23 protein-coding genes, 1 tRNA gene and 2 pseudogenes are annotated in these 25140 nt (G+C 63.6%); 16 read left to right on the plus strand and 10 right to left on the minus strand.

From position 1 onward, the window contains the following. Positions 1-275 (minus strand): annotated as a pseudogene (locus tag DK254_RS34625) (energy transducer TonB); the annotation flags it as partial. A gap of 375 nt (positions 276-650) precedes the next feature. Here DK254_RS34625 and DK254_RS28670 point away from each other — a divergent pair. Next, entirely contained in the window at positions 651-1400 is a 750-nt protein-coding gene (locus tag DK254_RS28670) for a class II aldolase and adducin N-terminal domain-containing protein (RefSeq protein WP_109936540.1), read from the plus strand. Here DK254_RS28670 and DK254_RS28675 read toward each other — a convergent pair. The 3 genes from DK254_RS28675 to DK254_RS28685 form a co-directional block, all read right to left on the minus strand. Then, on the minus strand, positions 1388-2416 hold the full coding sequence (locus DK254_RS28675) for a GlxA family transcriptional regulator (protein ID WP_109936541.1): 1029 nt from the start codon (positions 2414-2416) through the stop codon (positions 1388-1390). The two genes, DK254_RS28670 and DK254_RS28675, sit on opposite strands and share 13 nt — an antisense overlap. A 112-nt stretch (positions 2417-2528) precedes the next feature. Continuing rightward, positions 2529-4190: a choline dehydrogenase gene (locus tag DK254_RS28680; RefSeq protein WP_109936542.1), complete on the minus strand. Its 1662-nt coding sequence runs from the start codon at positions 4188-4190 to the stop codon at positions 2529-2531. A gap of 11 nt (positions 4191-4201) precedes the next feature. Further along, entirely contained in the window at positions 4202-5356 is a 1155-nt protein-coding gene (locus DK254_RS28685) for an aromatic ring-hydroxylating dioxygenase subunit alpha (RefSeq protein ID WP_109936543.1), read from the minus strand. 217 nt (positions 5357-5573) lie between these two features. Between DK254_RS28685 and nadA the strand changes: the two genes are divergently transcribed. Next, on the plus strand, positions 5574-6632 hold the full coding sequence (gene nadA / locus DK254_RS28690) for a quinolinate synthase NadA (protein WP_089393125.1): 1059 nt from the start codon (positions 5574-5576) through the stop codon (positions 6630-6632). Between the two features lie 327 nt (positions 6633-6959). On the opposite strand, the gene DK254_RS28695 is transcribed toward nadA, so the two are convergent. Then, complete coding sequence (locus DK254_RS28695) at positions 6960-8396, minus strand: M48 family metalloprotease (RefSeq protein ID WP_109936544.1); 1437 nt, start codon at positions 8394-8396, stop codon at positions 6960-6962. A 203-nt stretch (positions 8397-8599) separates the two neighbouring features. Here DK254_RS28695 and DK254_RS28700 point away from each other — a divergent pair, with 203 nt between their 5' ends. Both DK254_RS28700 and DK254_RS28705 read left to right on the plus strand, forming a co-directional pair. After that, positions 8600-8851, plus strand: coding sequence for a sulfurtransferase TusA family protein (locus DK254_RS28700; protein WP_089393123.1), 252 nt, complete (start codon positions 8600-8602; stop codon positions 8849-8851). Positions 8852-8901: 50 nt separating this feature from the next. Beyond that, on the plus strand, positions 8902-9981 hold the full coding sequence (locus DK254_RS28705) for an AI-2E family transporter (RefSeq protein ID WP_089393122.1): 1080 nt from the start codon (positions 8902-8904) through the stop codon (positions 9979-9981). A gap of 45 nt (positions 9982-10026) precedes the next feature. Here DK254_RS28705 and DK254_RS28710 read toward each other — a convergent pair whose 3' ends face one another. Then, positions 10027-10500 carry a peroxiredoxin gene (locus DK254_RS28710; protein ID WP_109936545.1) on the minus strand — a complete coding sequence of 158 codons (474 nt, stop codon included), beginning with the start codon at positions 10498-10500 and terminating at the stop codon, positions 10027-10029. 27 nt (positions 10501-10527) lie between these two features. Further along, positions 10528-11085: a glycine cleavage system protein R gene (locus DK254_RS28715; RefSeq protein ID WP_058072912.1), complete on the minus strand. Its 558-nt coding sequence runs from the start codon at positions 11083-11085 to the stop codon at positions 10528-10530. A 171-nt stretch (positions 11086-11256) separates the two neighbouring features. Between DK254_RS28715 and dapA the strand changes: the two genes are divergently transcribed. The 5 genes from dapA to DK254_RS28740 all read left to right on the plus strand — a co-directional run bounded on the left by dapA (position 11257) and on the right by DK254_RS28740 (position 14968). Continuing rightward, positions 11257-12135: a 4-hydroxy-tetrahydrodipicolinate synthase gene (dapA, locus tag DK254_RS28720; RefSeq protein ID WP_089393120.1), complete on the plus strand. Its 879-nt coding sequence runs from the start codon at positions 11257-11259 to the stop codon at positions 12133-12135. Between the two features lie 12 nt (positions 12136-12147). Then, positions 12148-13344, plus strand: a complete 1197-nt coding sequence (gene bamC / locus DK254_RS28725) for an outer membrane protein assembly factor BamC (RefSeq protein ID WP_089393119.1) — start codon at positions 12148-12150, stop codon at positions 13342-13344. Then, positions 13283-14041, plus strand: coding sequence for an MBL fold metallo-hydrolase (locus tag DK254_RS28730; protein WP_089393118.1), 759 nt, complete (start codon positions 13283-13285; stop codon positions 14039-14041). The genes bamC and DK254_RS28730 overlap by 62 nt, the downstream gene beginning before the upstream one ends. Before the next feature lie 31 nt (positions 14042-14072). Further along, positions 14073-14783 carry a phosphoribosylaminoimidazolesuccinocarboxamide synthase gene (gene purC, locus DK254_RS28735; protein ID WP_109936546.1) on the plus strand — a complete coding sequence of 237 codons (711 nt, stop codon included), beginning with the start codon at positions 14073-14075 and terminating at the stop codon, positions 14781-14783. Between the two features lie 95 nt (positions 14784-14878). Next, positions 14879-14968 (plus strand) — tRNA-Ser (locus DK254_RS28740). A gap of 245 nt (positions 14969-15213) precedes the next feature. Here DK254_RS28740 and DK254_RS28745 read toward each other — a convergent pair. Beyond that, a pseudogene (locus DK254_RS28745) lies at positions 15214-15356 on the minus strand (transposase domain-containing protein); the annotation flags it as partial. Positions 15357-15380: 24 nt separating this feature from the next. Here DK254_RS28745 and DK254_RS28750 point away from each other — a divergent pair. From DK254_RS28750 to DK254_RS28765, 4 genes are all read left to right on the plus strand, one after another. Further along, entirely contained in the window at positions 15381-15947 is a 567-nt protein-coding gene (locus DK254_RS28750) for a LysR substrate-binding domain-containing protein (RefSeq protein ID WP_158546450.1), read from the plus strand. Positions 15948-15989: 42 nt separating this feature from the next. After that, on the plus strand, positions 15990-16523 hold the full coding sequence (locus DK254_RS28755; RefSeq protein ID WP_109936548.1) for a sigma-70 family RNA polymerase sigma factor: 534 nt from the start codon (positions 15990-15992) through the stop codon (positions 16521-16523). Next, positions 16520-17473 (plus strand): FecR domain-containing protein, encoded by a 954-nt coding sequence (locus tag DK254_RS28760; protein WP_109936549.1) that lies wholly within the window; start codon positions 16520-16522, stop codon positions 17471-17473. The genes DK254_RS28755 and DK254_RS28760 overlap by 4 nt, the downstream gene beginning before the upstream one ends. Before the next feature lie 107 nt (positions 17474-17580). Continuing rightward, on the plus strand, positions 17581-20052 hold the full coding sequence (locus DK254_RS28765) for a TonB-dependent siderophore receptor (RefSeq protein WP_109936550.1): 2472 nt from the start codon (positions 17581-17583) through the stop codon (positions 20050-20052). A gap of 165 nt (positions 20053-20217) precedes the next feature. Here DK254_RS28765 and DK254_RS28770 read toward each other — a convergent pair whose 3' ends face one another. Further along, complete coding sequence (locus tag DK254_RS28770; RefSeq protein ID WP_109936551.1) at positions 20218-20700, minus strand: MaoC family dehydratase; 483 nt, start codon at positions 20698-20700, stop codon at positions 20218-20220. A gap of 306 nt (positions 20701-21006) precedes the next feature. Here DK254_RS28770 and DK254_RS34965 point away from each other — a divergent pair, with 306 nt between their 5' ends. After that, entirely contained in the window at positions 21007-21372 is a 366-nt protein-coding gene (locus DK254_RS34965; RefSeq protein ID WP_256595980.1) for a DUF3883 domain-containing protein, read from the plus strand. A gap of 488 nt (positions 21373-21860) precedes the next feature. Here the strand turns inward: DK254_RS34965 and DK254_RS33960 are convergent, their stop codons facing one another. Next, the gene (locus tag DK254_RS33960) at positions 21861-22451 is read right to left on the minus strand and encodes a hypothetical protein (protein ID WP_146219662.1); all 591 of its coding nucleotides are present in this window, start codon (positions 22449-22451) and stop codon (positions 21861-21863) included. A gap of 1424 nt (positions 22452-23875) precedes the next feature. Here DK254_RS33960 and DK254_RS28780 point away from each other — a divergent pair. Together DK254_RS28780 and DK254_RS28785 are read left to right on the plus strand one after the other, a co-directional pair. Beyond that, complete coding sequence (locus DK254_RS28780) at positions 23876-24076, plus strand: AlpA family transcriptional regulator (protein WP_109937332.1); 201 nt, start codon at positions 23876-23878, stop codon at positions 24074-24076. A gap of 284 nt (positions 24077-24360) precedes the next feature. After that, positions 24361-25017, plus strand: coding sequence for an inovirus Gp2 family protein (locus DK254_RS28785; protein ID WP_109936552.1), 657 nt, complete (start codon positions 24361-24363; stop codon positions 25015-25017). Positions 25018-25140: the final 123 nt, after the last annotated feature.

A 25140-nucleotide genomic window follows, 5' to 3' on the forward strand; every position in this document is an offset into this window, starting at 1 on the left:
CTGAATTCGATGGTCATGGGCGGTACCTGCGGCGGCACCTCGGGCAGCTTGGGCGTGGGTTGCTGGCTCAGCCAGTAGGCCACGGAGCCATGCAGGGTCAGGACCAGCAGGCCGAGCAGCAGCGCTTCGCGGCGGCCCAGCACGCTGTGCTTCGCCGGCACGTGGCGTACCAGCTGCAGGGGCGGGCGCGGCGGCCGGCCCAGCTCGACCATATCGCCACCGGGCGCAGGGCGCAGGCGCGGGTCCTGCGCGACGGCGGGCTGGGGGTTGGCCATGGACGATCTCCTCGGGTTTCTAGCGACGACCTGGAAAAGCGCGGCGCCGTGGGGGCGCCGGGTTCGGACTAGATGATTGAGGGAGAGCCTTAGCTGTTAAAGTAATTGTTTGCCTTATTTAAATTTCCTTAGGGAATAAGCGATTCGCGCGGACCGCTGCAGGCGGCGTGGCACTAAGGCTTGGCGGATTCTCCGGATGCCCTCATGCCTTTGCGGCATGAAAAATATGCCCGCAGGGCAGGGCGCCGAGGCCCGTTCCAGAGCCTTCGCGACAGGGGCCGTCGCATCGCGTCAAGCCGACGCCGGCCCGCTCCCTAGACTCGGGGCCAACGGATGCGCGCCCGCCGGGTGCGCCCGTCTCGAGGAGCCGCCGCCATGCACAACGAAGCCATCGCCTTTCCCGAGGCCCATGCCGCGGCCCGCGCCGAGCTGGCCTGCGCCTTCCGCTGGGCCGCGCGCCTGGGCCTGCACGAGGCCATCGCCAACCACTTCAGCCTGGCCGTGTCCGAGGACGGCCGGCGCTTCCTGATCAACCCCTACGGCCGGCACTTCTCGCGCATCCGCGCCCGCGACCTGCTGGTGCTGGATGCCGACGACCCATCGGCGCTGGACCGCCCCGACGCCCCGGACATCACCGCCTGGGCCCTGCACGGCGCGCTGCACCGGCGCCATCCGCACGCCCGCTGCATCCTCCACGTGCATTCGAAATACGCCACCGCGCTGGCCTGCCTGGCCGATTCGCGGCTGCCGCCCATCGAGCAGAATGCCATGCGCTTCTTCGAGCGCGTGGCCATCGACGAAGGCTTCGACGGCATGGGCCTGGGCGACGAGGCCGAGCGGGTGAGCCGCCAACTGGGCGACAAGCCGATCCTGCTGATGGGCAACCACGGCGTGCTGGTGGCGGCGCCCAGCGTGGCCCAGGCCTTCGACGACCTGTACTACTTCGAGCGCGCCTGCGAGCTCTACCTCACCGCGCTGGCCACCGGCCGCCCGCTGCGCATCGCCAGCGACGAGGTGGCGCGCAAGACCGCCCGGCAGTGGCAGGACTACCCGGACTTCGCCCAGCGCCACTTCGCCGCGCTGCAGGGCATCCTCGACGAGGAGGAGCCGGACTACCGCAACTGAGCGGGCAGCCGGTCGTGCGCCAGGGGCTGGCGCATGACCGGCGCCTCCAGGCTCTGCGAGCGGTCGTTGCTCGGCGCGCAGCCGAAGCGCGCGCGGTAGGCGCGGGAGAAGTGCTCCAGCGAGCCGAAGCCGGCGCTGGCGGCGACCTGGGCGACGCTCATGCGCGTCTGCTGCAGCAGGTTGTGGGCCCGCGCCAGGCGCAGGGCCAGGTAGTACTTCAGCGGCGTCAGCCCGGTGTGCTGCATGAACTGCCGCTCCAGCTGGCGGCGCGACAGGCCGACGCGCGCGGCCAGCGCCTCGCAGCTCAGCGGCTCCTCCAGGTGCTGCTCCATCAGCGCGATGGCCCGCCCCAGGCGCCCGGCCTGGGCGTGCAGGCGGTGCTGGAAGCCGCTGACCTGGCCGACCTGGGGCTCGCGCACCCGTTCCACCAGCATGTGCATCGCCACCTCGCGGGCCAGGTCGGCGCCGGCCGCGCCCTCCAGCCAGCCCAGCATCATGTCCAGCACCGCGGTGGCGCCGGCGCAGGTCAGGCGCTTGCGGCCGACGCTGTATAGCTGGGCGCGGGCCTGCACGCGCGGGTAGCTTTCCTGGAAGCCCTGCAGGTTGTCCCAGTGCACCGCGGCGGGGTGCCCGTCGAGCACGCCGGCGGCGGCCAGCAGCTCGCTACCGGTCTCGATGCCCATCAGCACCGCGCCGAACGCCGCCTGGCGCTTGAGCCAGGCCTTGAGCGCGGCGTCGCGGGCGTGGCGGTGCACGTCGAAGCTGGCGATCACCGCGCAGACGTCGAACTCGCCCGGCTCGCCGATGCCCTGCTGGGTGGCGGCGAGCAGGCCGTTGCTGGCCGGCACCGGCTTGCCGTCCAGCGACAGCAGCGTCCAGTCGAACAGCTTGCGCTGGGCCAGCCAGTTGGCGATGGACAGCGGCTCGATCAGCGCCGCCAGGCCGAAGTTGGAGAAGCACGGCATCAGCAGGATGCCGATGCGCTGGGGCTGGTTGGCGCGGTCGGTGGTGATCATGGCTGCATCCGGCACTGTGCTGGGCGGCGGCTGCTTCGGCCGGCGCCTCGTGGAGGGGAAAGGCCCGCGGCCTCTATGCAAAGGCAGCGGGCCGGGTTTGGCAAGGGCCGCGTCAGCGCTGGCAGTCGCGCCAGCGTGGGTGCAGCCACACCGGCGCGTCGCTGGGCGGCAGCGGTGTGCGGCCGAGGATCAGGTCGCTGGCCTTCTCGGCGATCATCACCGTCGGCGCGTTGGTGTTGCCGCTGACGATCTCCGGCATGATCGACGCGTCCACCACCCGCAAGCCGCGCAGGCCGTGCACCCGCAGCTGTGGGTCGACCACCGCCTCGGCGTCGCCGGCCGGGCCCATCTTGCAGGTGCCGCTGGCGTGGTAGCCGGTTTCTGTGACGCGGCGGGCCCAGGCGTCGAGCTGGGCGTCGCTGAGCTGGTTGGCGCCGGGCACCAGTTCCTCGCCGGCGAAGGCGCGCATCGCCGGCTGCGCCAGCACCTCGCGCACCAGGCGGACGCCGGCGCGCATGTCCTCGCGGTCGCGCTCGGTCTTCAGGTAGTTGAAGAGGATGCGCGGCGCCTGGCGCGGGTCGGCGCTGGCGAGCGCGACGCTGCCCAGGCTGGTGGGGCGCATCAGGTCGATGTGCACCTGGAAGGCGTGGCCGGGCACCAGGTCGACGCTGCCCGGCTGCACCGCCAGGGGCATGAAGGTCAGCTGCAGGTCGGGGTGCTCGACGCCGGCCCGCGAGCGGATGAAGGCGCCGGCCTCGAAGTGGTTGCTCGCCGCCAGGCCGTCGTGGCGGGCGAACCAGCGCGCGCCCACCAGCCATTTGCCCGGCGCGCGGGTCCAGGGGTAAATGCTCACCGGGCGCTTGCAGCGGTACTGCACCACGGTGTCCGGGTGGTCGTTGAGGCGCTGGCCGACGCCGGGCAGGTCGTGCAGCGGGCGGATGCCCAGGCTTTGCAGCTCCTCGGCCGGGCCGACGCCGGATAGCATCAGCAACTGCGGCGAATTGATCGCCCCGGCGCTCAGCAGCACCTCGCGGCGCGCGCGGACCTGCCGCAGCTGGCCGTCCATCTCGAACTCCACGCCGCAGGCCGTGTCGCCGTCGAAGAGGATGCGCCGGCTCAGCGCCGAGGTCGCCACCGTCACGTTGCCGCCGGCCAGGGCTTCGGCCAGGTAGCCGCGCGCGGTGCTCCAGCGCCTGCCGTCGCGGGTGGTGCGGTCCACCGGGCCGAAGGCTTCCTGGCGCTGGCCGTTGAGGTCGGCGCTGTAGCCGTAGCCGGCTTCCTGGCCGGCGTCGAGGAAGGCCCGGCACAGCGGCGCCGAGGTGTCGCCGGGGGTGACGTGCAGCGGCCCGCTGGCGCCGCGGTAGGCGTCGGCGCCGTCGCGGTGGGTCTGCGCGCGGATGAAGTAGGGCAGTACCTCGCGGTAGCTCCAGCCTTCGCAGCCGCGCGCGGCCCAGCCGTCGTAGTCGCGGGCATGGCCGCGGATGTAGACCATGCCGTTGATCGACGAGGAGCCGCCCAGGGTGCGCCCGCGCGGGGTGCCGATGCGCCGGCCGTCGAGCCAGGGCTCCGGCTCGCTGGCGTAGCTCCAGTTGTAGCGGGTGCCGCCGACCACTATGCCCACCGCTGAGGGCATGTCGATGGTCCAGCTGCGGTCCGCCGGGCCGGCCTCCAGGACCAGGATGCGCAGCGCCGGGTCCGCGCCCAGGCGCCGCGCCAGCACGCAGCCGGCCGAGCCGGCGCCGACGATGACGTAGTCGTACTCCTTGGCGAGCATGGCCTGTCTCCTCAGCGGATGCCGTCGAACACCAGCTTGTGGAAGTGGTGCACCAGGTGCTCGCTCTCGTTGCTGCGCTCGGCGTCGATCATGTAGCGGCCCTGGTCGTAGCCCAGGGAATGCAGGCCCTTCTGCACGCTGACGTTGAGTTCGATGTCCTCCGGGCCCAGTTCCTCGTTCATCCACTTCATGCAGGCGCGGGACACCGCCGGCGCTTCCTCGTGGGGGCTGTAGTAGCCGAAGCGCAGCAGCGAGCGCTCGGCGTCCAGCGGGATCATGATGAAGGTGCCGAGGAACCCGGAGAACGGGAAGGTGTAGAAGGTGTTGTTCGGCCACAGGCCGATGTTGAAGAAGCGTTCGTCGGGGTTGCGCGCACCCGTCAGCTTCACCCCGTAGGCCTCCTCGGCGGCGAGGTTGGCCGGGGCGATGTAGGTCCACCAGTTGTCGCGTTTGGTCAAGCGGTAGCCCTTGAAGTCGATGAGTTTGGCCAGATCTATGTGGCAGGGCCCGGAGAGCTTGAAGTGGTAGCCCTCGATGGAGTTGTCCATGATGATCTTCCAGTTGGCCGGGACTATCACGTCCTGCTCCTCGATCAGGCGCATCCTGCCCAGGTCGGGGAAGACCTCGCGCATTTCCTGGTCGGCGCCGGGGAACAGCTCGGTCATCGACGGCGCCTGCGCGTCGAAGTTGAAGTAGACGAAGCCGCCGAGTTCCTCGACGCGCAGTTTCGGGATGTTGAACCGCTGCTTGTCGAAGGCGATCAGCCGCTCGCTGCGCGGCGCGCTGCGCAGGCTGCCGTCCATCTCGTAGCACCAGGAGTGGTAGGCGCAGCGCAGCACCCGGGTGTCGGCGCCGCGGCGCACGTCCAGCAGGCGGTTGCCGCGGTGCTGGCAGACGTTGTGGAAGGCGTTGACCTTGCCGTCGTTGCCGCAGGCCACCACCACGCTCTGGTCGAAGATGTCGCAGACCACGAACTGCCCGGGCTCGGCGAATTCGTTGCGGTGCCCGGCCAGGTGCCAGGCGCTCATGAAGATGCGGTCGCGCTCGGCGGCGAAGATGGTCGGGTCGAAGAAATAGCGCGAGGGGAGGGTGAAGGCTTCCTCCGGGCGCTGCTCGGCCCAGCCTTCGACGCGGGTGCTGTGCTTGATCTGCTCGACGGATCGCATGTCTGGTTTCCTCCAGGCACCGCCCCTCGGGATGGGGGCTCGTTGAGGAGCAATCTAGGGGAGCGCAACCGCGGGCTCTTGATGGAATGCGACAAGTTCCCGCGGCCGGCCGGCGCTTGCCTCCCGGCGGCTTTCCCCGCAAGATCGCGCGCTCGCTTTCGCGGCGATGTAAAATCGCCCCCATAGCTGGTCGTACCCCCGCAGGTGCAGTGAAGACATGACGCAGATATCCGAACGCCTCCTGGTCCAGGCCCACCTCGCCGCCAAGCAGCCCCGTGTGCTGAGCGCGCAGGAAGAGGCCGAGTACCGCGCGGCCATCGCCGCCGAGCTGAAGGCGCAGAACGCCGTGCTGGTGGCGCACTACTATTGCGACCCGGTGATCCAGGCCCTGGCCGAGGAGACCGGCGGTTGCGTCTCCGACTCCCTGGAGATGGCCCGCTTCGGCAACCAGCACCCGGCGCAGACCGTGGTGGTGGCCGGGGTGCGCTTCATGGGCGAGACGGCGAAGATCCTCAACCCCGAGAAGCGCGTGCTGATGCCGACCCTGGACGCTACCTGCTCGCTGGACCTGGGCTGCCCGGTGGAGGAGTTCTCGGCCTTCTGCGACCAGCACCCGGAACGCACCGTGGTGGTCTACGCCAACACCTCGGCGGCGGTGAAGGCGCGCGCCGACTGGGTGGTGACCTCCAGCTGCGCGGTGGAGATCGTCGAGCACCTGATGGACAACGGCGAGCCCATCCTCTGGGCCCCCGACCAGCACCTGGGGCGCTACATCCAGCGCGAGACCGGCGCCGACATGCTGCTCTGGGACGGCGCCTGCATCGTCCACGAGGAGTTCAAGGCCAAGCAGCTGGAAGACCTCAAGGCGCTGTACCCGGACGCGGCCATCCTGGTCCACCCCGAATCGCCCGAGGCGGTGGTCGAGCTGGCCGACGCGGTGGGCTCCACCAGCCAACTGATCAAGGCCGCGCAGACCCTGCCGAACAAGCGCTTCATCGTCGCCACCGACCGCGGCATCTTCTACAAGATGCAGCAGCTGTGCCCGGACAAGGAATTCATCGAGGCCCCCACCGCCGGCAACGGCGCGGCCTGCCGCAGCTGCGCGCACTGCCCGTGGATGGCCATGAACACCCTGGAACGCACCCTGGCCTGCCTGAAGGAAGGCAGCGGCGAGATCTTCGTCGACCCGGCGCTGATCCCGCGGGCCATCCGCCCGCTCAAGCGCATGCTGGAGTTCACCCAGGCCGCCAGGCTGAAGGTGGCGGGCAACGCCTGAGCCTTCCAGCGGACATGAAAAAGCCCGGCGATGCCGGGCTTTTCTTTTACTGTAGGAGCGCGCCCTGCGCGCGAATCGCGGGCAGGGCCCGCTCCTACAGGGGAATGGCGCGGGTGGGGTTGCGTAGGTGCGGATCTCATCCGCGAATCGCGCCGGGACGTCCGGCTATCGCGGACAAGGTCCTCCTACCCTGCCGGCGGGCATTGCTTCTCGTAGGAGCGAGCTTGCTCGCGAATAAGCCCCGCAGCGGAGCCTGTTCGCGAGCAAGCTCGCTCCTACGAAGAGCCCGCAATCGCTCCTACGACCGCGATCCGGCCGCCAGGCCGGTTAACCGCGCATCATTTCCTTGAGGATCTTCTCCTGCTCGCGGAACGCCTGCTGGCGCGCGTCCAGCTTGGCCGCCAGGGTGAAGTTGCCGCCGGCGCGGCGCTTGGCGAAGTCCAGTTGCTCGATGGCCGAGGGGTAGTCGCCGGTCAGCGCCAGGTACTCGGCGCGGGCCTGGTGCACGCCGATGGCGTTGCCGTCGATGGTGCGGGCGTCGGCCAGACGGCTCCAGACGTCCGGGTCCAGCGGGCGGTCCTGGCTCAGCTTGAGCAGGATCTTCTCGGCGTCGGCGGCCTTGTTCTGCTTGATCAGGATGTCGGCCTGGGCCTGGATCAGCGGGTAGTTGCCGGGGTACTGGCCGAGCAGGCGCTGCACCCGGGCGAGGGCGTCGCCGAGCTTGTTCGAGGTGATGTCCAGGTCGACCTGGGCCAGGTTGTAGGGCACGTCGTTGGGTGCCTTGGCCAGCAGTTGCTGGAGGGTGGCGCGGGCGTCGTTGAGCTGGCCGACGCGGATCTGCGACAGCGCCAGGCCGTAGCGCGCGGCGTCGAGCTTGGGGTTGTCGTCGAGCATGGCGCGGAAGCGCTTGCCGGCGATGCCCGGGGTTTCCTCGAAGAGCAGCTGCACGCGGGCGCGCATCTGCTGGTAGCGCAGCGAGTCTTCCTTGCCGCCTTGCGGGTACTGCTCGGCGCGGTTGCGGGTGTCGGCGATACGCGAGTCGGTCACCGGGTGGGTGAGGAGGAATTCCGGCGGCCGGGCGTCGTAGCGGTACTGCCGCGCCAGGCGCTCGAACATGGTCGGCATGGAGCGCGGGTCGTAGCCGGCGCGGACCATGTTGGTCACCCCGACGCGGTCGGCTTCCTGTTCGTTCTGCCGGGAGAAGCGCAGCTGGTTCTGGATCGCCGCCGCCTGGGTCGAGGCGATGGCGGCGATGCCGGCGTCTCCGGCGCCCGCCGCGGCGGCCACGATGCCGGCGAGCATCGCCGCCATCACCGGCAGTTGCATCTGCTTCTGCGCTTCCAGGCCACGGGCGAAGTGGCGCTGGATCAGGTGGCCGAGTTCGTGGGCCAGCACCGCGGCGTACTCGCCTTCGGTCTGGGCGTAGAGGAACAGGCCACCGTTGACGCCGATGACGCCGCCGGGGGCGGCGAAGGCGTTGATCTGCGGGTCCTTGATCAGGATGAAGGCCAGGCGGTGGTCCTGCAGGTCGCTGGTTTCCGCCAGGCGGTAGACGCTGCTTTCGACGAAGTCCTTGAGCTGGGTGTCGTTGATCGAGTCGACCTGGTTGCGCAGCATGCTCAGCCAGGCGCGGCCGAGCTGGAACTCCTGCTCCGGCGAGACGATGGACGAGCTGGCGTCGCCCAGGGCGGGCAGGTCGTCGGCCAGGGTGGGCATGGCCAGCAGGCAGGCAAGCGACAGCAGGGCGGGGCGCAGTACTTTCATGTACAAGGGCTCGATCCGGGAAAGCCTCTACTTTAGCCGCAGGCCGTCGCCACTGCCTAGGTTGGCGGACGCTGGCCGCGCGGCCGGGCACGGGCCCGATGGTTCGTTGTAGCCCGCGCGCATGAAGGTTTGCTTAAAGCCGCGGGCCGGGCAGTTTTCCAACGGATTCGGTATTCTTGAGCGCCCACTGCGGAGTGTTCGCCATGCCTTCTGTCTCGTCCGCTGAAATCTCTTGTGACGCGGAACTGGACGCCAGCGGTCTCAATTGTCCCTTGCCCCTGCTCAAGGCCAAGCTGGAACTCAACCGCCTGGCCAGTGGCCAGGTGCTCAAGGTGACGGCCACCGACGCCGGCTCGCAGCGCGATTTCCGCGCCTTCGCCCAGTTGGCCGGGCACCAGTTGCTGCGCGAAGAGGTCGAAGACGGCCTGTACCGCTACTGGTTGCGCAAGAAATAGCCCGCCCCGGGGCGCCCGGGACGGCGCCCTCATCGATCGCAGGAACCCCGATGCTCAAAGTTCTGCAAGGCTGGATGCAGCGCTACTTTTCCGACGAGGAAGCAGTGGTGCTGGCGGTCATCCTGGCCCTTGGCTTCACCGTCATCCTGGCCTTCGGCAGCATGCTCGCGCCGGTGCTCGCGGCCATGGTCATCGCCTTCCTGATCAAGGGCCTGCAGGGCCACCTGGAACGCCTGCGGGTGCCGCGGTTGTTCGCCCTGTGGCTGGTCTACGCGCTGTTCCTGGGCATGCTCGCGCTGTTCCTGCTGGTGCTGGTGCCGCTGGTCTGGAAGCAGCTGTTCACCCTGTTCAACGAGCTGCCGCGGATGTTCGGCGAATGGCAGTCGGTGCTGCTGATGCTGCCCGAGCGCTACCCGGCGATGGTCACCGAGGAGCAGGTGCTGCGCCTGATCGAGACCGCGCGCAGCGAACTGGGCCAGCTCGGCCAGTGGGCGCTGACCTTCTCCCTGTCGGGCCTGCCGGTGGTGGTCAACGTGATGATCTACCTGGTGCTGGTGCCGATCCTGGTGTTCTTCTTCCTCAAGGACCGCCGGCGCTTCTACAACTGGTTCCGCAGCTACCTGCCGCGCGAGCGCGGGCTGATGAAGCAGGTGTGGGCGGAGATGGACAAGCAGATCGCCAACTACATCCGCGGCAAGGTGATCGAGATCATCATCACCGGCGGCGTCACCTACGTGGCCTTCGTCGCCCTGGGCCTGAACTACGCGGCGCTGCTGGCCCTGCTGGTCGGCCTGTCGGTGGTGGTGCCCTACATAGGCGCGGTGGTGGTGAGCGTGCCGGTGGCGCTGATCGCCCTGTTCCAGTGGGGCTGGAGCGACCAGTTCATCTACCTGATGGCCGCCCACGCGGTGATCCAGGCGCTGGACGGCAACGTGCTGGTGCCGCTGCTGTTCTCCGAGGCGGTGAACCTGCACCCGGTGGCGATCATCTGCGCGGTGCTGCTGTTCGGCGGCCTGTGGGGCTTCTGGGGGGTGTTCTTCGCCATCCCCCTGGCCACCCTGGTCAAGGCGGTGCTCGACGCCTGGCCGCGACAGGCGGAGCCGCAGCCCCAGGTCAGCCCGATGATGTGAACGAAAAAGGCCGCTCGAAAGCGGCCTTTTTCATGGGCGTCGGGATCAGGCCTTGGCCAGTTCCTGCGCGGCGGCGAGCACCTCGTCGACGTGGCCGGGCACCTTGACCCCGCGCCACTCGCGGCGCAGCACGCCCTTGGCGTCGATCAGGAAGGTGCTGCGGTCGACGACTCTACGCATGGCGCCATAGAGCATCTTCATTTTCATCACATCGAAAAGCGCGCACAGCGCCTCGTCCTTGTCGCTGATCAGCTCGAAGGGGAAGCACTGCTTGGCCTTGAAGTTCTCGTGGGACTTCAGGCCATCGCGGGACACGCCGAAGATCACCGTGTTGGCCTTGGCGAAGGCCTCGATCTTGTCGCGGAAGCCCTGGCCTTCGGTGGTGCAGCCCGGGGTGCTGTCCTTGGGGTAGAAGTACAGCACCACCTGCCGGCCCTTCAGGGCCGAGAGCTGCACCTGCTGGCCGCTGGTGGCCGGGGCCTGGAAATCGGCGACGGGTTTGTCGAGTTCGACAGCCATGGGGCTCTCCTTGGAAACAATGGGGCCTTACGGGTGCTGCGGGCGCCAGGGCTCGATCAGCGCGTCCAGGTTCAGGGCGTCGGCGAAATCGAGGAACTGGTCGCGCAGCCAGCTGATCTGGGTGCCGGCCGGCAGCGTCACGGTGATGGTGGCGTTGAGCATGCTGGTGTTGGTGTGCGGCGCCTGGTAGGTGTCGCAGGTGAGGTTCTCCAGCTCGATGTTGTGGTCGATGAAGAACTGGCACAGCTCGTTGAGGATGTCCGGGCGGTACACCGCGCTGACGTACGCCACGTAGGGCAGGGCCTGGGCGCGGGTGACGTGGGCGTTGCTGCGGGTGACGCTGAGGGTGAAGGCGTGGCGCTTGGCCAGCGCCGGCAGGCCGCCCTCGAGGCGGGCCAGGGCGTCCCAGCTGCCGGATACCTGGAGCACCAGCGCGCTGAACTCGCCATGGCGGGTCAGGCGGCTGCTGACGACCGAGCAGCGGTTGTCCACGCAGGTGCGGCAGAGCACGCTGGTCAGCTCCATGGGGTTGGGCCCCAGGGCACTGATCAGCAGGAATTGTTCACGGGGGTGTGAGGCGGACATGCAGCTTTCCTGGGATGGGCGGCCAAGAGGGCCGCGTCGACAAAGGGGAAAGGGTAGCGAAAAGCGGCCGCCAGGGGAATGTCCGGCGTGCGCCGCGCGCCGCGCTCAGCTTGTGCAAGGCAGGTGGCACCAGTACCATTACGGCTTTCTTTTTCCGGCAGGAGCGGTTGCATGATTGCGGGCAGTATGGTGGCGCTGGTCACCCCCTTCGATGCTCAGGGTCGACTGGACTGGGACAGCCTTGCCAAGCTGGTGGACTTCCACCTGCAGGAAGGTACCAACGCCATAGTCGCCGTCGGCACCACCGGTGAGTCGGCGACCCTCGACGTGGCCGAGCACCTCGAGGTCATCCGCCGCGTGGTCGACCAGGTCAAGGGCCGCATCCCGGTGATCGCCGGTACCGGCGCCAACTCCACCCGCGAGGCGGTCGAGCTGACCGAGGCGGCCAAGAGCGGCGGCGCCGACGCCTGCCTGCTGGTCACCCCGTACTACAACAAGCCGACCCAGGAAGGCCTGTACCAGCACTTCCGCCACATCGCCGAAGCCGTCGCCATCCCGCAGATCCTCTACAACGTGCCCGGCCGCACCGCCTGCGACATGCTGCCGGAGACCGTCGAGCGCCTGTCCAAGGTGCCGAACATCATCGGCATCAAGGAAGCCACCGGCGACCTGCAGCGCGGCAAGGAAGTGCTGGACCGCGTCGGCAAGGACTTCCTGGTCTACTCCGGCGACGACGCCACCGCCGTCGAGCTGATGCTGATGGGCGGCAAGGGCAACATCTCGGTGACCGCCAACGTCGCCCCGCGCGCCATGAGCGAGCTGTGCGCCGCCGCCATGCGCGGTGACGCCGCCGCCGCGCGCGCCATCAACGACCGCCTGATGCCGCTGCACAAGGCGCTGTTCATCGAATCCAACCCCATTCCGGTGAAATGGGCCCTGCACGAGATGGGCCTGATCCCCGAGGGCATCCGCCTGCCCCTGACCTGGCTCAGCCCCCGTTGCCACGAGCCGCTGCGTCAGGCCATGCGCCAGACCGGCGTGCTGGCCTGAGGAGCATCGCGCATGAAGCGACTGGCAGGACTGACCGCGCTCGCCCTGGTCATCGGCAACACTTCCGGCTGCGGCTGGCTGTGGGGCAAGGATGGCTATTTCCGTGACCGTGGCACCGACTACCTGGATTCCCGGCAGACCGGGCCGATGAAGGTGCCCGAAGGGCTGCAGAGCAAGCAACTCGACCCGCTGCTGCCGATCCCGATGAACATCGCCGACAGCCACGAGAAGGCCGGCGAATTCGAGGTGCCGCGCCCGGTGCCCCTGGCCAACGCCGCCAGCTCCAGCGACTACAGCCTGCAGAAGAGCGGCGACTCGCGCTGGCTGATCGCCCAGCGCCCGCCGGCGGAAGTCTGGCCGGTGGCCCACCAGTTCTTCCAGGACAACGGCTTCTCCTTCGCCGACGAGCGCCCGCAGACCGGCGAGTTCTCCACCAACTGGCAGCCGCTGACGCAGCTCTCGGCGCCTCTGGCCCGCCGCCTGGGCAGCCGCGTCGCCGGCGTCGACCCGAGCAGCGAGGCACGCGTGCGCGTGCGCATCGAGCCGGGCGTGCAGACCAACACCAGCGAAGTCTACGTCCTCAGCGAAACCCGTCCGGCCGGCAGCAGCGCCAGCGCCGACTGGCCGAGCAAGCCGGCGGTGCCGGCGCTGGACGCCGCGCTGCTCGACGAAATGCTCGCCAACATGTCCACCAGCGCCGAGAAGGGCGGTTCGGTGTCGCTGCTGGCCGCACATTCCACCTACGACACCCCCGGCAGCGTGAACCTGGAGAAGGACGGCAACGGCAACCCGATGCTGACCCTCGACTCCGACTTCGACCGCGCCTGGGTCAGCGTCGGCCGCGCCCTGGAACGCGCCGACATTCGCGTCGACGACCTCAACCGCAGCCTGGGCGTTTACTACGTGAACGTCGCCGAGGGCGCGAAGAAGCTCGAGGAAGCGAAGAAGCCGGGCTTCTTCAGCCGCCTGTTCGGCGCCAGCGAAGAGAAGGCCAAGGCCGAGGAAGACGCCAAGGCGCAGCGCTACCAGGTGCGCCTGACCACCGTGAGCAACACGGTGCAGGTCACCCTCGACAAGGACATCAACACCTCCGCGCCGGCCGACGTCGCGCAGAGCGTCCTGGAAAAACTTCAAGAGAGCATGCGCAATGCGTTTCGCGGTCCTGGGGAGCGGAAGCCGGGGCAATTCGGCCTTGGTGACCAGTTCTGACACCCGGGTACTGATCGATTGCGGCTTTCCGCTGCGTGAAACCCTGAAACGTCTGGCTCGCCTGGGTGTACAACCCGGCGAGCTGGACGCCATCCTGGTGACCCACGAGCATTCCGATCATGTCCACGGCGTCGAACTGCTGGCTCGGCATTACGGTACGCCCGTGTACCTCAGCGACGGCACCCTGCGCGGGCTGCGCAAGCCGCTGCAGCCGGCGGGCCTGCTCAAGGCCGGCCAGCGCCTGCAGCTCAAGGGCCTGGAAGTGACCGCGGTGGGCGTGGCCCACGATGCCCGCGAGCCGTTGCAATACGTGATTTCCGATGGCCGGCGGCGTTTCGGCCAGCTCACCGACCTGGGCAGCGTCACCGCCGAGGTACTGGAGTGCTATCGTGGCCTGGATGCCCTGGTGGTGGAGGCCAACCACGACAGCGACATGCTGGCGCGCGGCCCCTATCCCTACCCGCTGAAGGTCCGCGTGGGCGGCCAGTGGGGACACCTGAACAACCAGCAATCCGCGCAGTTCGTCGCGGAATTGGGCTGGGAAGGGCTGCAGCACCTGGTGCTGGCCCACCTCAGCGAAAAGAACAACACGCCGCAACTGGCCCGGCAATGTTTCGTCGACACCCTCGGGTGCGACCCGGACTGGCTGCAGGTAGCCGATCAGCATTCGGGGCTGGACTGGCGCGAAATCGCCTGACCCCCTACCAACCTAGCAAGCGGAGCCCATCATGGAAAAACGCGAAGAACTCTATCGCGGCAAGGCCAAATCGGTTTACACCACCGACGACCCCGACCGCCTCGTCCTGCTGTTCCGCAACGACACCTCGGCGTTCGACGGCAAGCGCATCGAGCAGCTGGACCGCAAGGGTATGGTGAACAACAAGTTCAACGCCTTCATCATGCAGAAGCTGGAAGCAGCGGGCATCCCGACCCAGTTCGACAAGCTGCTGGCCGACAACGAAGTGCTGGTGAAGAAGCTGGCGATGATTCCGGTCGAATGCGTGGTGCGCAACTACGCCGCCGGCAGCCTGGTGCGCCGCCTGGGCGTGGAAGAGGGCCTGCAGCTCAACCCGCCGACCTTCGAGCTGTTCCTGAAGAACGACGCCCTGGGCGACCCCTTCATCAACGAATCCCACGTCCAGGCCTTCGGCTGGGCGACCCTGGAACAGTTGGCGCAGATGAAGTCCTACTCCTTCAAGGTCAACGAAGTGCTGAGCAAGCTGTTCGACGACGCCGGCCTGCTGCTGGTGGACTTCAAGCTGGAATTCGGCGTGTTCCACGGCCAGATCGTCCTGGGCGACGAATTCAGCCCCGACGGCTGCCGCCTGTGGGACAAGGAAACCCGCAAGAAGATGGACAAGGACCGCTTCCGCCAGGGCCTGGGCGGCGTGATCGAGGCCTACGAGGAAGTGGCGCAGCGCCTGGGCGTACCGCTCTGACCCGTTCCAGGCGCGCAAGCATCTGATAGCACGCGAAAATTTCTCGAAAGAAGGCTTCGCGTTCGCCAATCAAGCTGGTATGATGCGCGCCGCACGGAGAGATGCCGGAGTGGTCGAACGGGACGGATTCGAAATCCGTTGAGTCAGCAATGGCTCCTAGGGTTCAAATCCCTATCTCTCCGCCATATTAAACAAACAAGCCCCTGATTCTAGGGGCTTTTTTGTGTATGCTCCATTTTTTACCCATGTTTCTACCCATGTCTTGTTGGCGCTATCCTGTGCCATGCGAAATCTACTCAGGAACGACTCCCGCTCTGAAGCAGAAGCCTCTCCTACGTTGTTCTGGCGTTTGATTTGAGTGGCTAGCTGTAGTAAGGAATGGAAGGGCTTCAACTGCTCGATGGGTCCATGTGGCGTAAGCGAGTAGCGATCACACCTTGCTGACGGGGACCTGGTTGTGCGGTAGCAACTCAGCCAGGGCGCTGCCTTCTGTGTCGGCAGGCGAGGGAGCACGTCCTTCAGGTAGGCATGCGGATCATGCCCGTTCAGGCTGGCTGACTGGATCAGCGTCAACTCCTCGCGCATCGCCCCCGGACATTGCTGGAGCCGCACCTGGGCGAGTTTCTTGCCCGCTATCCGGGGCTGCGGCTGGAACTGGTGCTCAATGACGGCTTCACCAACATCATTGCCGACGGCGCAGATGTGGGGATTCGTCTGGGGGAAAGCCTGGACGAGCACATGGTGGTGGTATTGATCACTCCGCGCATCGAGATGGCGATCATGGGCTCGCCGGCGCCATGGCATCCTCCAGACGACTGCGGTGCCTGGCGTATCGCTTCACGAGCAGCGGGACGTTGGATCGCTGGGCCTTCACCTCACTGGCGCCGAAGCCTATACCCAGGTGTTCGATCCGCGTGGCAGCGCCGTGTTCAACGACGACGAGAGCATGCTCAAGGTAGCTATACAGGGCTTGGGGTTGGTCAAGTACCTGGACGTCTGCATTCGCGAACAACTGGCATCTGGGGCGTCGGTGCGCGTGCTTCAGCCCTGGTGCCAGTCCTTTGCGGGTTTCTATCTGTATGCCCCACACGGCCCCCATGGCGGACATGCGCGATAAGGCGCGCTGATCCCGGCCCGAATGCCTTGATGGAAGAGGCGGCATAAAAATATAATGAGAGTCATTCGCATATTATGGAATGCCACTCCATGCACGCTACTGCCGCTACAGAGGATCAACTGCTGCTCGGCCGGCTGTACCAGGACCACCACGGATGGCTGCGCGGATGGCTCAATCGCCGATTGGGCAACCGCTGCGATGCGGCCGACCTGGCCCAGGATACCTTCGTCCGCTTGCTCGTTTCGCCCGCTGCGCTGCAGCAGCCAATCGCGACGCCGCGAGCCTACCTGCTGACCATCGCCCGGCGGCTGGTGATCAATCTCTACCGTCGGCGCTCGCTGGAGCAGGCGTATCTGGAAGTCCTGGCCAGCCTGCCGGAGGCGTGCACGCCTTCGCTGGAGCATCAGGCTCTGGTGCTCGAAGCCCTGCATGAGGTCGATGCGGTACTGGCCCGCCTGCCGAGCAAGGTACGCCAGGCGTTCCTCCTGTACCAGCTCGAAGGGCTCACCCAGGATGCCATCGCCCAGCGGTTGGGCGTGAGCGTACGTAGCGTTCAGCGCTATCTCGCGCTGGCTTTCGAAGAGTGCATCGTGCTGGCGGCGGAAGTGCCGGAGCACCCGTGAGCGTGCAACCCATCGACCGTGATATCGCTCGCCAGGCCGCGCGCTGGTATGTGCGCCTTCAGGGGCCGCGCGTCAGCGAGGCGCAACGTCGCGATTGCGAGCGCTGGCGTGCAGCCGACCCGGAGCACGAGCGAGCCTGGCAGTTGGCGGAAGGCTTCAACCAGCGACTGGGGCTGATCCCGCCTCAGCTGGGGCTCGAAACGCTGGATCGTTCCCACGCCGCTACGCGCCGACAGGCCCTCAAGTTGCTCGCGCTGCTGCTGGCAATGGCGCCTGCAGCCTTGCTGATTCGTCGTACGCAGTCCTGGCAGCAACTCAATGCCGATGTTCGCAGTGGGGTAGGTGAGCAGCGCCAGATCTCTCTGGCCGACGGCACGCAGATTCATCTCAATACCGACAGTGCCGTCGACGTGGCCTTCGACGGTGCGAGCCGGCGGGTACGGCTGGTTGCAGGCGAGGTGCTGATCATCACTGCCAAGGATCCGGCCGGCAGACCCTTCATTGTGGAAACTGCCCAGGGCGAGGTCGAACCCATCGGCACGCGCTTCCTGGTACGGCAATGGCCCGAGGACAGCCAGGTTGCGGTGCTCGAAGGCGCGGTGAAGCTGAACTCGCGGGCTGGAGAGTCCCAGTTGCTGAAGGCCGGTGAACAGGCGAGATTCAATGCCCGGCATGTGGGCGGCGTCGAGCCGCTCGATGCACGCATCGCCGATTGGACCCGCGGCGTGATCAAGGCCGAGCGTATGAGCCTGGCAAGCTTCGCCGCCGAACTGGGGCGATACCGCCCCGGCCTGTTGCGCTGCGACCCCGAGGTTGCGCAGTTGGAAGTCTCCGGAGCGTTTCAACTGCACGACACTGACCAGGCGCTCCATGCGTTGACTCAGGTGCTGCCGGTGGAGATCCGCTATCGCACCCGTTACTGGGTCACCATCGCGCCCATTTCCAGCTGATCGGCCCAGCTGATTGGCGCTGCCGAATTCTTTCTGTCGTCTTTTTCGTCTCTCGCGTGTCACCCGAGTACACAACGAAAAAACATGCTCGACACAGGGAGTCACTCATGCAGCTTCACCCCTTCGCTTCGCGCCGCGCAGCACGCCCTAGCGAACTTGCAAAGGCGTTGCGCGCCGCTGCGCTCGGACTGAGCCTGGGCTCGATCGGTTTCGCCGCGTCCGTGCAGGCCGACACCTCCGACCAGGCCAGCCATCAACGCCACTTCGAGATAGCCCCTGGCCCGCTGGACGCTGCGCTGGCGGAGTTCGCGAGCCAGGCGGGCATCACGCTGCCGTTGGAGCCGCAGCGGGTACAGGGGCTGAAGAGTCGAGGCCTGAGCGGCGATGCTGACGTCGACACCGGCCTGAGCCGGCTGCTCGAGGGGACTGGGCTGCGCGCCTCACGGCAGGGCGACGGCCTCTATGTTCTGCGGCCGGTAGCCGAAGCCGAGCAGCCACTGAAGATGGACAGCAGCGAAATCATGGGCGCTCGCCAGGATGGCCTGACCGAGGGAACGGGCTCCTATACGACCGGCGCCATGCAAACCGCCACCAAGCTGAACCTCTCGCTGCGTGAAACGCCGCAGTCGGTCACAGTGATGACTCGCCAGCGCCTCGACGACCAGGCCCTGACCGACCTCAACGACGTCGTGCAGAACACCCCGGGCATGGTTCTTCGGCGCACGGGCGCTGAGCGATCCACCTACTACGCCCGCGGTTTTGCCCTCGACAACATCATGTACGACGGCCTGCCCACCAGCCTCGACAGCTCGCAGCTGTCCCAAGACCTGCTGTCCGCGGACATGGCCATGTACGACCGGGTGGAGGTGGTGCGCGGCGCCACAGGCCTGATGCAGGGCGCCGGAAACCCGGCTGCGGCCATCAACCTGGTTCGCAAGCGCCCTACGCCAACGTTCCAGGCCAGCATCCAGGGCAGCGCCGGCACCTGGGATCGCTACCGCACCGACGTCGACCTGTCCGGCCCGCTGACCGACAATGGCGCTGTGCGCGGTCGCCTGGTCACCGCTTACCAGACCCAGGGCAGCTTCCGCGACTCATTGGATAACGAGCGAAACCTGTTCTACGGGATCGTAGAGGCTGACCTGAACGACAGCACCACCCTGACGCTCAGCGCTTCGCGCCAGCAGGACGACTACAACGGTAACGGCTGGACCGGCCTGCCCGTGGGCTTCGACGGCAGCGACCTGAAGCTGCCGCGCTCCACTTCCCTGAGCAATGACTGGGAGTACTGGAACAAGACCAGCACCTCCGCATATGCCGCCATCGAGCACGCCCTGGACAACGGCTGGAAACTCAACGTGTCGGCCACCAAGTCCTGGGCCGACCTGGACATGCTGGGCACCTACATACTGGGGCGCACCGCCACCCAAACCTATGACCAGTACGTGGGCGCCGGCCATTACCGTGAAAGCCAGAACAGCTTCGACGCCTACGCCAGCGGCCCGTTCCGCCTGCTGGACCGCGACCACGAGCTGGTGGTCGGTGCCAGCCATCGCCGCGTGGTGTTCAATGGCGACGTGCCGGTAAACGTGCTGCTGCACAGCAATATCGATCTCTACAACTGGAACGCCGATACCCCGAAAATTGCCAGCCAGACCAAATACGGTTGGCAGAACACCAATGCCAAGCTCAACAGCGTTTACGCCACCACCCGTCTGAGCCTGGCCGACCCACTGAAACTGATTCTGGGCAGCCGTCTGGACTGGTACGAGAACGATACCAGCGCCCCCTACAAAGGCACCGAGACCGAACTCAAGGTCAATCGCCACGTGACCAAATACGCGGGCCTGGTCTATGACCTGGACGCGCGTCACTCGGTGTACGTCAGCTACACCGACATCTTCAAGCCGCAGAGTTATTTCGACACCTCCGGCTCGGTCATCGCTCCTATCACTGGCAAGAACTACGAACTGGGCATCAAGGGCGAGTATTTCGACGGCGCCCTGAACGCCTCGGCCGCCATCTTCCAACTGGACCAGGAAAACCGCGCCAAGGCCATCACCGACCAGAGCCTTTGCCCTAGCTATCCCACCACTTCCTGCTACGAGGCGGCCGGCGAGGTGCGCAGCAAAGGCATCGAACTGGAACTGCAAGGGCAACTCGCGCCCAACTGGCAACTGGGCGCCGGCTACACCTTCACCGAAGCCAAATACCGCAAGGATGCGAACAAGTCCAACGAAGGTCGCCTGTTCGATACCGACATCCCGCGACACCTGTTCAAGATGAGCACCACCTACACCCTGCCAGGCGCGCTCGACCAATGGCGCATTGGTAGTTCCCTGTACCGGCAGAACCGCATCTACAACAAAGGCACCACCTACATGATCGAGCAGGACGCCTACACGCTGGTGGACTTCATGCTGGGGTTCAAGCCGACTGCCCATATCGATGCGCAGTTGAACCTGAACAATGCGTTCGACAAGAAGTACTACAACTCCTTGAGTTCGTCTGTCACGGTGCCGAGCAATGTGTATGGGGAGCCGCGGAATCTGATGTTGTCGGTGAAGTACAGTTTTTGAAGCGGCCGCGGGCGCAGGCCTGACCGAGTGGGGAAGCGCAGGAGGCCTATGGACGCCTGGCATCAGCCGGCTTAGCGCTTGGCATCGCGGCGGTATGGCTGCCATGGGGGCGGAAGCTGACGATTACCGAGGTCTGCTTTCGACCCGAAGCGGACATTGCTTCAGCTAGGAGCGAGCGCCATTGGTTGGATCACCTTCCGCCAGCATTTTCCACAGCCGTGTCCGCTCCTTTTCCCCCGGCAGCACACCGGTAGTTTCCACTTCCAGCACGACTACAGCATCCGAATTGGTGATCTGGATTGACGCACTGGCGCGACCACGCTCGTCGATATCTGTGATCTCCCAGACGCAGGTGATTTCCTCTCCGGCGTATACCGGTTGCTTGAACCGGAAGCTCATGCCGGCCGCCAGCCACCCGATCTGCCCGCCGATCTCGGTCAGAAGCCCATGGGAAATGGGCTCGCGAAAATTGCGTAGCTCGGCATAGGGACGGTCGAGGTGCACAGGATTGTAGTCACGGGAGATATCCGCGAATCGCTGGATTTCTTCGGACGTGAAAGTTCGGGAGACGACGAATCGGTCGCCTTTGCGCAGCCCGTCGATCGCGCGTTGCCTGGGATTGATCGAGAATCCTCTTCGCTCATCCATTGAAATATCTCCGTCAGCTCGCCGGTCTCGCCGGTCAGGGCCATGACGAGGTTCTTTGGGGAGTGGAGCTGATGCCAGTTCCGAGAGCTTGCGAACACTTCAAGTGCCTTGGCAAGAGGGGACACATCGATGCGATGGAGGAGGTCAAGCAGCCTAGGGAAAAAGCATTTTTGGCAGCCTTGGTCGATCCACCATCGCCCAAGGCGTTTGCAGAGTCCGTGCTACCGTTCGCCAGCGCTTGCCGCGCAAGCTGGACTATGCCGCGCGAGACGAGGCCAATCGTGAGTTGGGGCGTGCTGGGGAGCAGTGGACCACCGGTTTCGAGCAGCAACGACTGACGGATCTGGGCCATCCCGAGCTATTTCAAACCTGGAATGGGTCGCTGATAGCCAAGGCGATGGCGCTGGCTATGACATTCTTTCTTTCGAGCGCGATGGCCAGTCTCGTTTCATCGAAGTAAAAACCACCAACAGCGGTATCGCCTCTCCCTTCTTGGTAAGCCACAACGAACTGGAGTTCTCGAAAGAGGCGGGGAATCAGTTTTACCTCTATCGGGTATTTCGGTTTCGCAACGAGCCACGCTTGTTCACGCTTCGCGGTGATCTCTCTCAGCATGTGTATCTGAAACCCACGGATTATCGAGCGAGCTTCTTGCAGGCGTTAGGATCTTAAGAGTACTGATGCCTTTCCTAAGTTTCTAGCGAAGAGGAAGCGCTTGCCGGCTAGTATCCACGACGATTATCTCCAGTTTAGTCTATAAGGCTTCTAATTCAAAATATACTCGCGTATCGAGGCAGGATTGTCTTGCTTTGGATTTCCTGCGTGGTATGAGCTATTAGCTTCTGTTGCAAATGGTTAGGCTGGAATTCTTCGGCCCAGGAAAATGGCTCTCACCAACGAAAGCACACCTCAGTTCGGCTCCTTGGTGAAATATAAACTAATATATTTAGACTATGTCAGTCTTGAGTAATTGGCTGAATGGTCGGAACCGCGACGGCATAGTGAGGCTTGTTTGCTCTACTTTAGCTGCTCATGGAGTATGTTCGTGTAGTTATCGGGTTCTGTCGATTCTGGCTCTTCCAGATACTACTGGTTTCTGATTGCGTCATCTGATGTGGTGCGTTGTTAGGTCAAAGGCTCTTTGCTAGGTTGGAAAGTTATTAGGGAAGCCCTAAGTCAGCAGCGTTGGAGTGGAAAGAGGTTGTTTTTTCCTCTGAGTTTTTTCTGCATTCTTCTATTGCTTTGTTTAGATTTTCTATTTGGGTGTGTGCTTCTTTGAGTTTTTCTTTGAGGAGGGTATTTTCGATTTTAAGGTGGTCAAGCGTATCTTTCGTAAGTTTTTTGTTGTGTTTGGAGACTTCCTGGTGCTGCCTGTAAGATTCCATTTCGCCTTTAATTAGATTTTCAATGTATTTCGCGTTTTTGATTTTGTATATTCTGGAGCGAGAATTTATTTCTTTTATTGTTTGTTTTGGCAGGTAAACTTGAAATGCGGCTGAATCGGATGTTCTGTTCTTTCGAGAGATCTTTGCTCTCCAAGCATTTCTCATGCTAATTATAAATAGCTTTCTTTGGTTTACTTCCATGGTTTGAGTGAGGTGAAGATCAATTCTGTTTATGGTCATGCTGTCAGTTATGATGCCTATAGAGTTATATGAACTTTTTTTCTGTATGTAGCTGACTGCCCATTTTAGTTGCTCTAGATTGCTTTCCTTTATCCAGCTTAAGTCGTGTGCTTTTGTGTTTTGCATTAGAGGGATCCCGAGATTTATTTCCATATTTGGGGGGAGGATGCCATAACACGGATCTGCTGTGTGACTCCATCGTGTGATTTTGTAATGTGACTAAGTCACGTGATGTAGTATTTTTACAGGGTGTATTTGTGAAAATTCGGGGGCGGGAATGGCTGGAAATGAAGCGTTGATCGCAGTTCTCAGGCTGGCAGTGGGAGGGACGAGCGGGCCTTCTACGCCTGAAGGGAAATTCCTGGCGATGGCCCTATGCCTTTCCCCTGTGGGGGCAAGTGAGCCTTGGGCTGACAAGCCAAGTCTTTTTTCCAGCGTGCAGATTTCGGCACGCATAGGTGCACGGGCTTATCGGGACCTAGAGCGTTGCCAATGGATCCTGGAGGCGGGCTTCTGGCCAAAGATCAATGTGGGTCGTAGAGGGACTAAGCACATAGACGCGATCCGAGCGGTGCTAAGTGGATACCAGAATCAAGATCAGGACTGGCTCCCACAACGATTCGGAAAGAGGCTGAGCGTGAATAATCGCCTACTGCTAGTAATCCTGCTGGATCGAGAAGAGCTCGGGGGAAGGCTTAGGCCAACCAGCCTCGGGGATCTTGCTAAGTTGACGGGGTTCTCCCCTAATCAGGTCAAGGTTCAACTGCAGAGACTAAAAGAAATCGGGCTGGTCAGCGGGGTTGTACCTGGGGTGACTGGCGCGGCCGTATTCGGTATTGCCAAGAGTTACATCTATCTCAACCTTCTACACCCGTTCTGGAGCTGCTTCTTTCCTGCTTGGCGAGCGATATGTCTAGGTGCGCCGATTTGGCAAGATATTTCCAGGGAGGAAAGCTCAATCTTATATCGACTGGTGGGAGATGGCGGACATGCTGAGCTGCGCAGAAGGCCGGAGCTGAGGCGGTATTTTCGTAATTTGGTACTGGTATTGATATCAGGCGTCCTGTCTCGGAGCTGGCATGAGCTTCGGGTGAATAGCCCCACCTCCTTGCGGGGGGAACAGTATCTTGCAGAGAGGCTACTAAGAGCTGAGCTGCCTGTCTCTGACATTCCCTGGTTTATGCTGCAGGTCAGGCGCATTGCGAGTCAGGTTCAGAGCAAGCTCTGTAATGGTGATGGAGACCTAGCAGAAATGATAGGGGATGCCTCATGGAGTTTCTGCGTTCTCCCCGATTTTAGTGATCGTGCCCAGCCATTGGTCGTTCTCACGAACTGTGGGAGCATTTCGAATGGAATTGACTCTACATGGCTCCGCTCGAATGACCATGCTCATTGGATAGAGAAGGGACTCTTAACCCGTTCCGACGCTGCTCCACTCAAGCTTCGATCCCGTAAACCCAAGCCATTCTGATGTAGCGGTAGAGATCTTTCCTTCGTGAGAAAAAATACTGGTCTGCGTGATCCTCTGGTTAGACATGAGGATCACAACCATGCGGATTATTCGACTGAAAGAGGTAATGGGCTCGACAGGTCTGGCCCGGTCAACAGTTTATAAGTACGTGTCGGAGGGCGTATTTCCTAAGCCCGTGTCACTGGGCGATCGATGCGTTGGTTGGTTGGAGAGTGAGGTTCATAATTGGATTCTCGAAAGAGTCGAGGAGCGTGACAGAGTCTTGGGCATGGTTTCTTAGGTCTGTGGGATGTTTGGTCTGGTTGCCGCCATGGTCTAGCTTGCGCTGGACTATGGTGGTTTTTTGCCGGAGTTGATTTTTTAATATTTTTTCTTGTAAGTCCCAGGGTGCCTAGGCACGATTGTCGTTAGTGTTTCTGTGTGGGTAGTATGTTTTATAGTTAACACTAATAGTTCACTGTGTACCTCCCAAAGGTACACAGTGTGTTGTGATGATGAATCTGCAAGATTTAAAAAATACCACGCTTGCTGAGTATATGAAACTAAGCACAGAGAGTGGTAGTCATGCTACGTCATCCACAAAATACTAATCTTCATATCTACATTGACGCCTTCTTCGAAGGCCTTCCTGTAATGGTCGAGAAAGGTCCATTCGTCACTGAGTACCTAGCATCCCTGAAGAACACTATCGACCTAGCGCTTGGGCAGTATCCTAGGCTCCTGGCCTTCAGGGTTGATCTTCGCCTTCCTCTTGGCGTCGACTTGCCTGATTACGTATATACCAATCAAGTGATGAGCCGGCTTATTGAGTCCTTCAAGGCAAAGATTGAACACAACCGAGCGAAGGCCCGGGAGCAGAACCCCTCCGCTCATGGATGTAAAGTTCGCTACGTGTGGGTGAGAGAAATTGGAGCGGGGCAGCGCCCGCACTATCACATGCTGATTCTGCTCAACCGGGATGCTTTCTACACCGTGGGGCGGCTACAGTCGGAAAACCCCAACATGGTCAGCCGGTTGCAGGAGGCTTGGGCCAGTGCCTTGGGGCTGCAAATCAATCAAGTGTTGGGCTTGGTCGAGCTACCAGATAACGCAATGTACAGAGTGGATCGCGGAGATGGGTGCGCATTGGCCCAACTGTTCCATCGTGCCAGCTACCTCTGCAAGGTTACTACTAAGCGCTTTGGAGATGGTTGCCACGGCTTTGGGTGCAGTCGCGGGTAGGCAGTGGCAGTTTGACTGTCATCGGCACATTGTCTTATCGCTTGGTATCGAGTGAGATGCGTACAAGCGACTGAACCGAATCACCGGTAAGAGTTCAGTCGTTAACTGCTTGGCTTAGGTAAG

The sequence above is a fragment of the Pseudomonas sp. RW407 genome (assembly GCF_003176655.1).
In the GTDB taxonomy this organism is placed as follows: domain Bacteria; phylum Pseudomonadota; class Gammaproteobacteria; order Pseudomonadales; family Pseudomonadaceae; genus Pseudomonas; species Pseudomonas delhiensis.

Excerpts from the sequence above, each read along its gene's own strand:
- DK254_RS28705 (WP_089393122.1), top strand. The coding sequence starts at position 8,902 with ATGCTCAAAGTTCTGCAAGGCTGGATGCAGCGCTACTTTTCCGACGAG.
- DK254_RS28685 (WP_109936543.1), bottom strand. The coding sequence starts at position 5,356 with ATGCGATCCGTCGAGCAGATCAAGCACAGCACCCGCGTCGAAGGCTGG.
- DK254_RS33960 (WP_146219662.1), bottom strand. The coding sequence starts at position 22,451 with ATGCAAAACACAAAAGCACACGACTTAAGCTGGATAAAGGAAAGCAAT.
- DK254_RS28700 (WP_089393123.1), top strand. The coding sequence starts at position 8,600 with ATGCCTTCTGTCTCGTCCGCTGAAATCTCTTGTGACGCGGAACTGGAC.
- DK254_RS28675 (WP_109936541.1), bottom strand. The coding sequence starts at position 2,416 with ATGATCACCACCGACCGCGCCAACCAGCCCCAGCGCATCGGCATCCTG.
- dapA (WP_089393120.1), top strand. The coding sequence starts at position 11,257 with ATGATTGCGGGCAGTATGGTGGCGCTGGTCACCCCCTTCGATGCTCAG.
- DK254_RS28680 (WP_109936542.1), bottom strand. The coding sequence starts at position 4,190 with ATGCTCGCCAAGGAGTACGACTACGTCATCGTCGGCGCCGGCTCGGCC.
- DK254_RS28765 (WP_109936550.1), top strand. The coding sequence starts at position 17,581 with ATGCAGCTTCACCCCTTCGCTTCGCGCCGCGCAGCACGCCCTAGCGAA.
- nadA (WP_089393125.1), top strand. The coding sequence starts at position 5,574 with ATGACGCAGATATCCGAACGCCTCCTGGTCCAGGCCCACCTCGCCGCC.
- bamC (WP_089393119.1), top strand. The coding sequence starts at position 12,148 with ATGAAGCGACTGGCAGGACTGACCGCGCTCGCCCTGGTCATCGGCAAC.
- DK254_RS28770 (WP_109936551.1), bottom strand. The coding sequence starts at position 20,700 with ATGGATGAGCGAAGAGGATTCTCGATCAATCCCAGGCAACGCGCGATC.
- DK254_RS28780 (WP_109937332.1), top strand. The coding sequence starts at position 23,876 with ATGCGGATTATTCGACTGAAAGAGGTAATGGGCTCGACAGGTCTGGCC.
- purC (WP_109936546.1), top strand. The coding sequence starts at position 14,073 with ATGGAAAAACGCGAAGAACTCTATCGCGGCAAGGCCAAATCGGTTTAC.
- DK254_RS28710 (WP_109936545.1), bottom strand. The coding sequence starts at position 10,500 with ATGGCTGTCGAACTCGACAAACCCGTCGCCGATTTCCAGGCCCCGGCC.
- DK254_RS28755 (WP_109936548.1), top strand. The coding sequence starts at position 15,990 with ATGCACGCTACTGCCGCTACAGAGGATCAACTGCTGCTCGGCCGGCTG.
- DK254_RS28715 (WP_058072912.1), bottom strand. The coding sequence starts at position 11,085 with ATGTCCGCCTCACACCCCCGTGAACAATTCCTGCTGATCAGTGCCCTG.
- DK254_RS28670 (WP_109936540.1), top strand. The coding sequence starts at position 651 with ATGCACAACGAAGCCATCGCCTTTCCCGAGGCCCATGCCGCGGCCCGC.
- DK254_RS28695 (WP_109936544.1), bottom strand. The coding sequence starts at position 8,396 with ATGAAAGTACTGCGCCCCGCCCTGCTGTCGCTTGCCTGCCTGCTGGCC.
- DK254_RS28785 (WP_109936552.1), top strand. The coding sequence starts at position 24,361 with ATGCTACGTCATCCACAAAATACTAATCTTCATATCTACATTGACGCC.
- DK254_RS28730 (WP_089393118.1), top strand. The coding sequence starts at position 13,283 with ATGCGTTTCGCGGTCCTGGGGAGCGGAAGCCGGGGCAATTCGGCCTTG.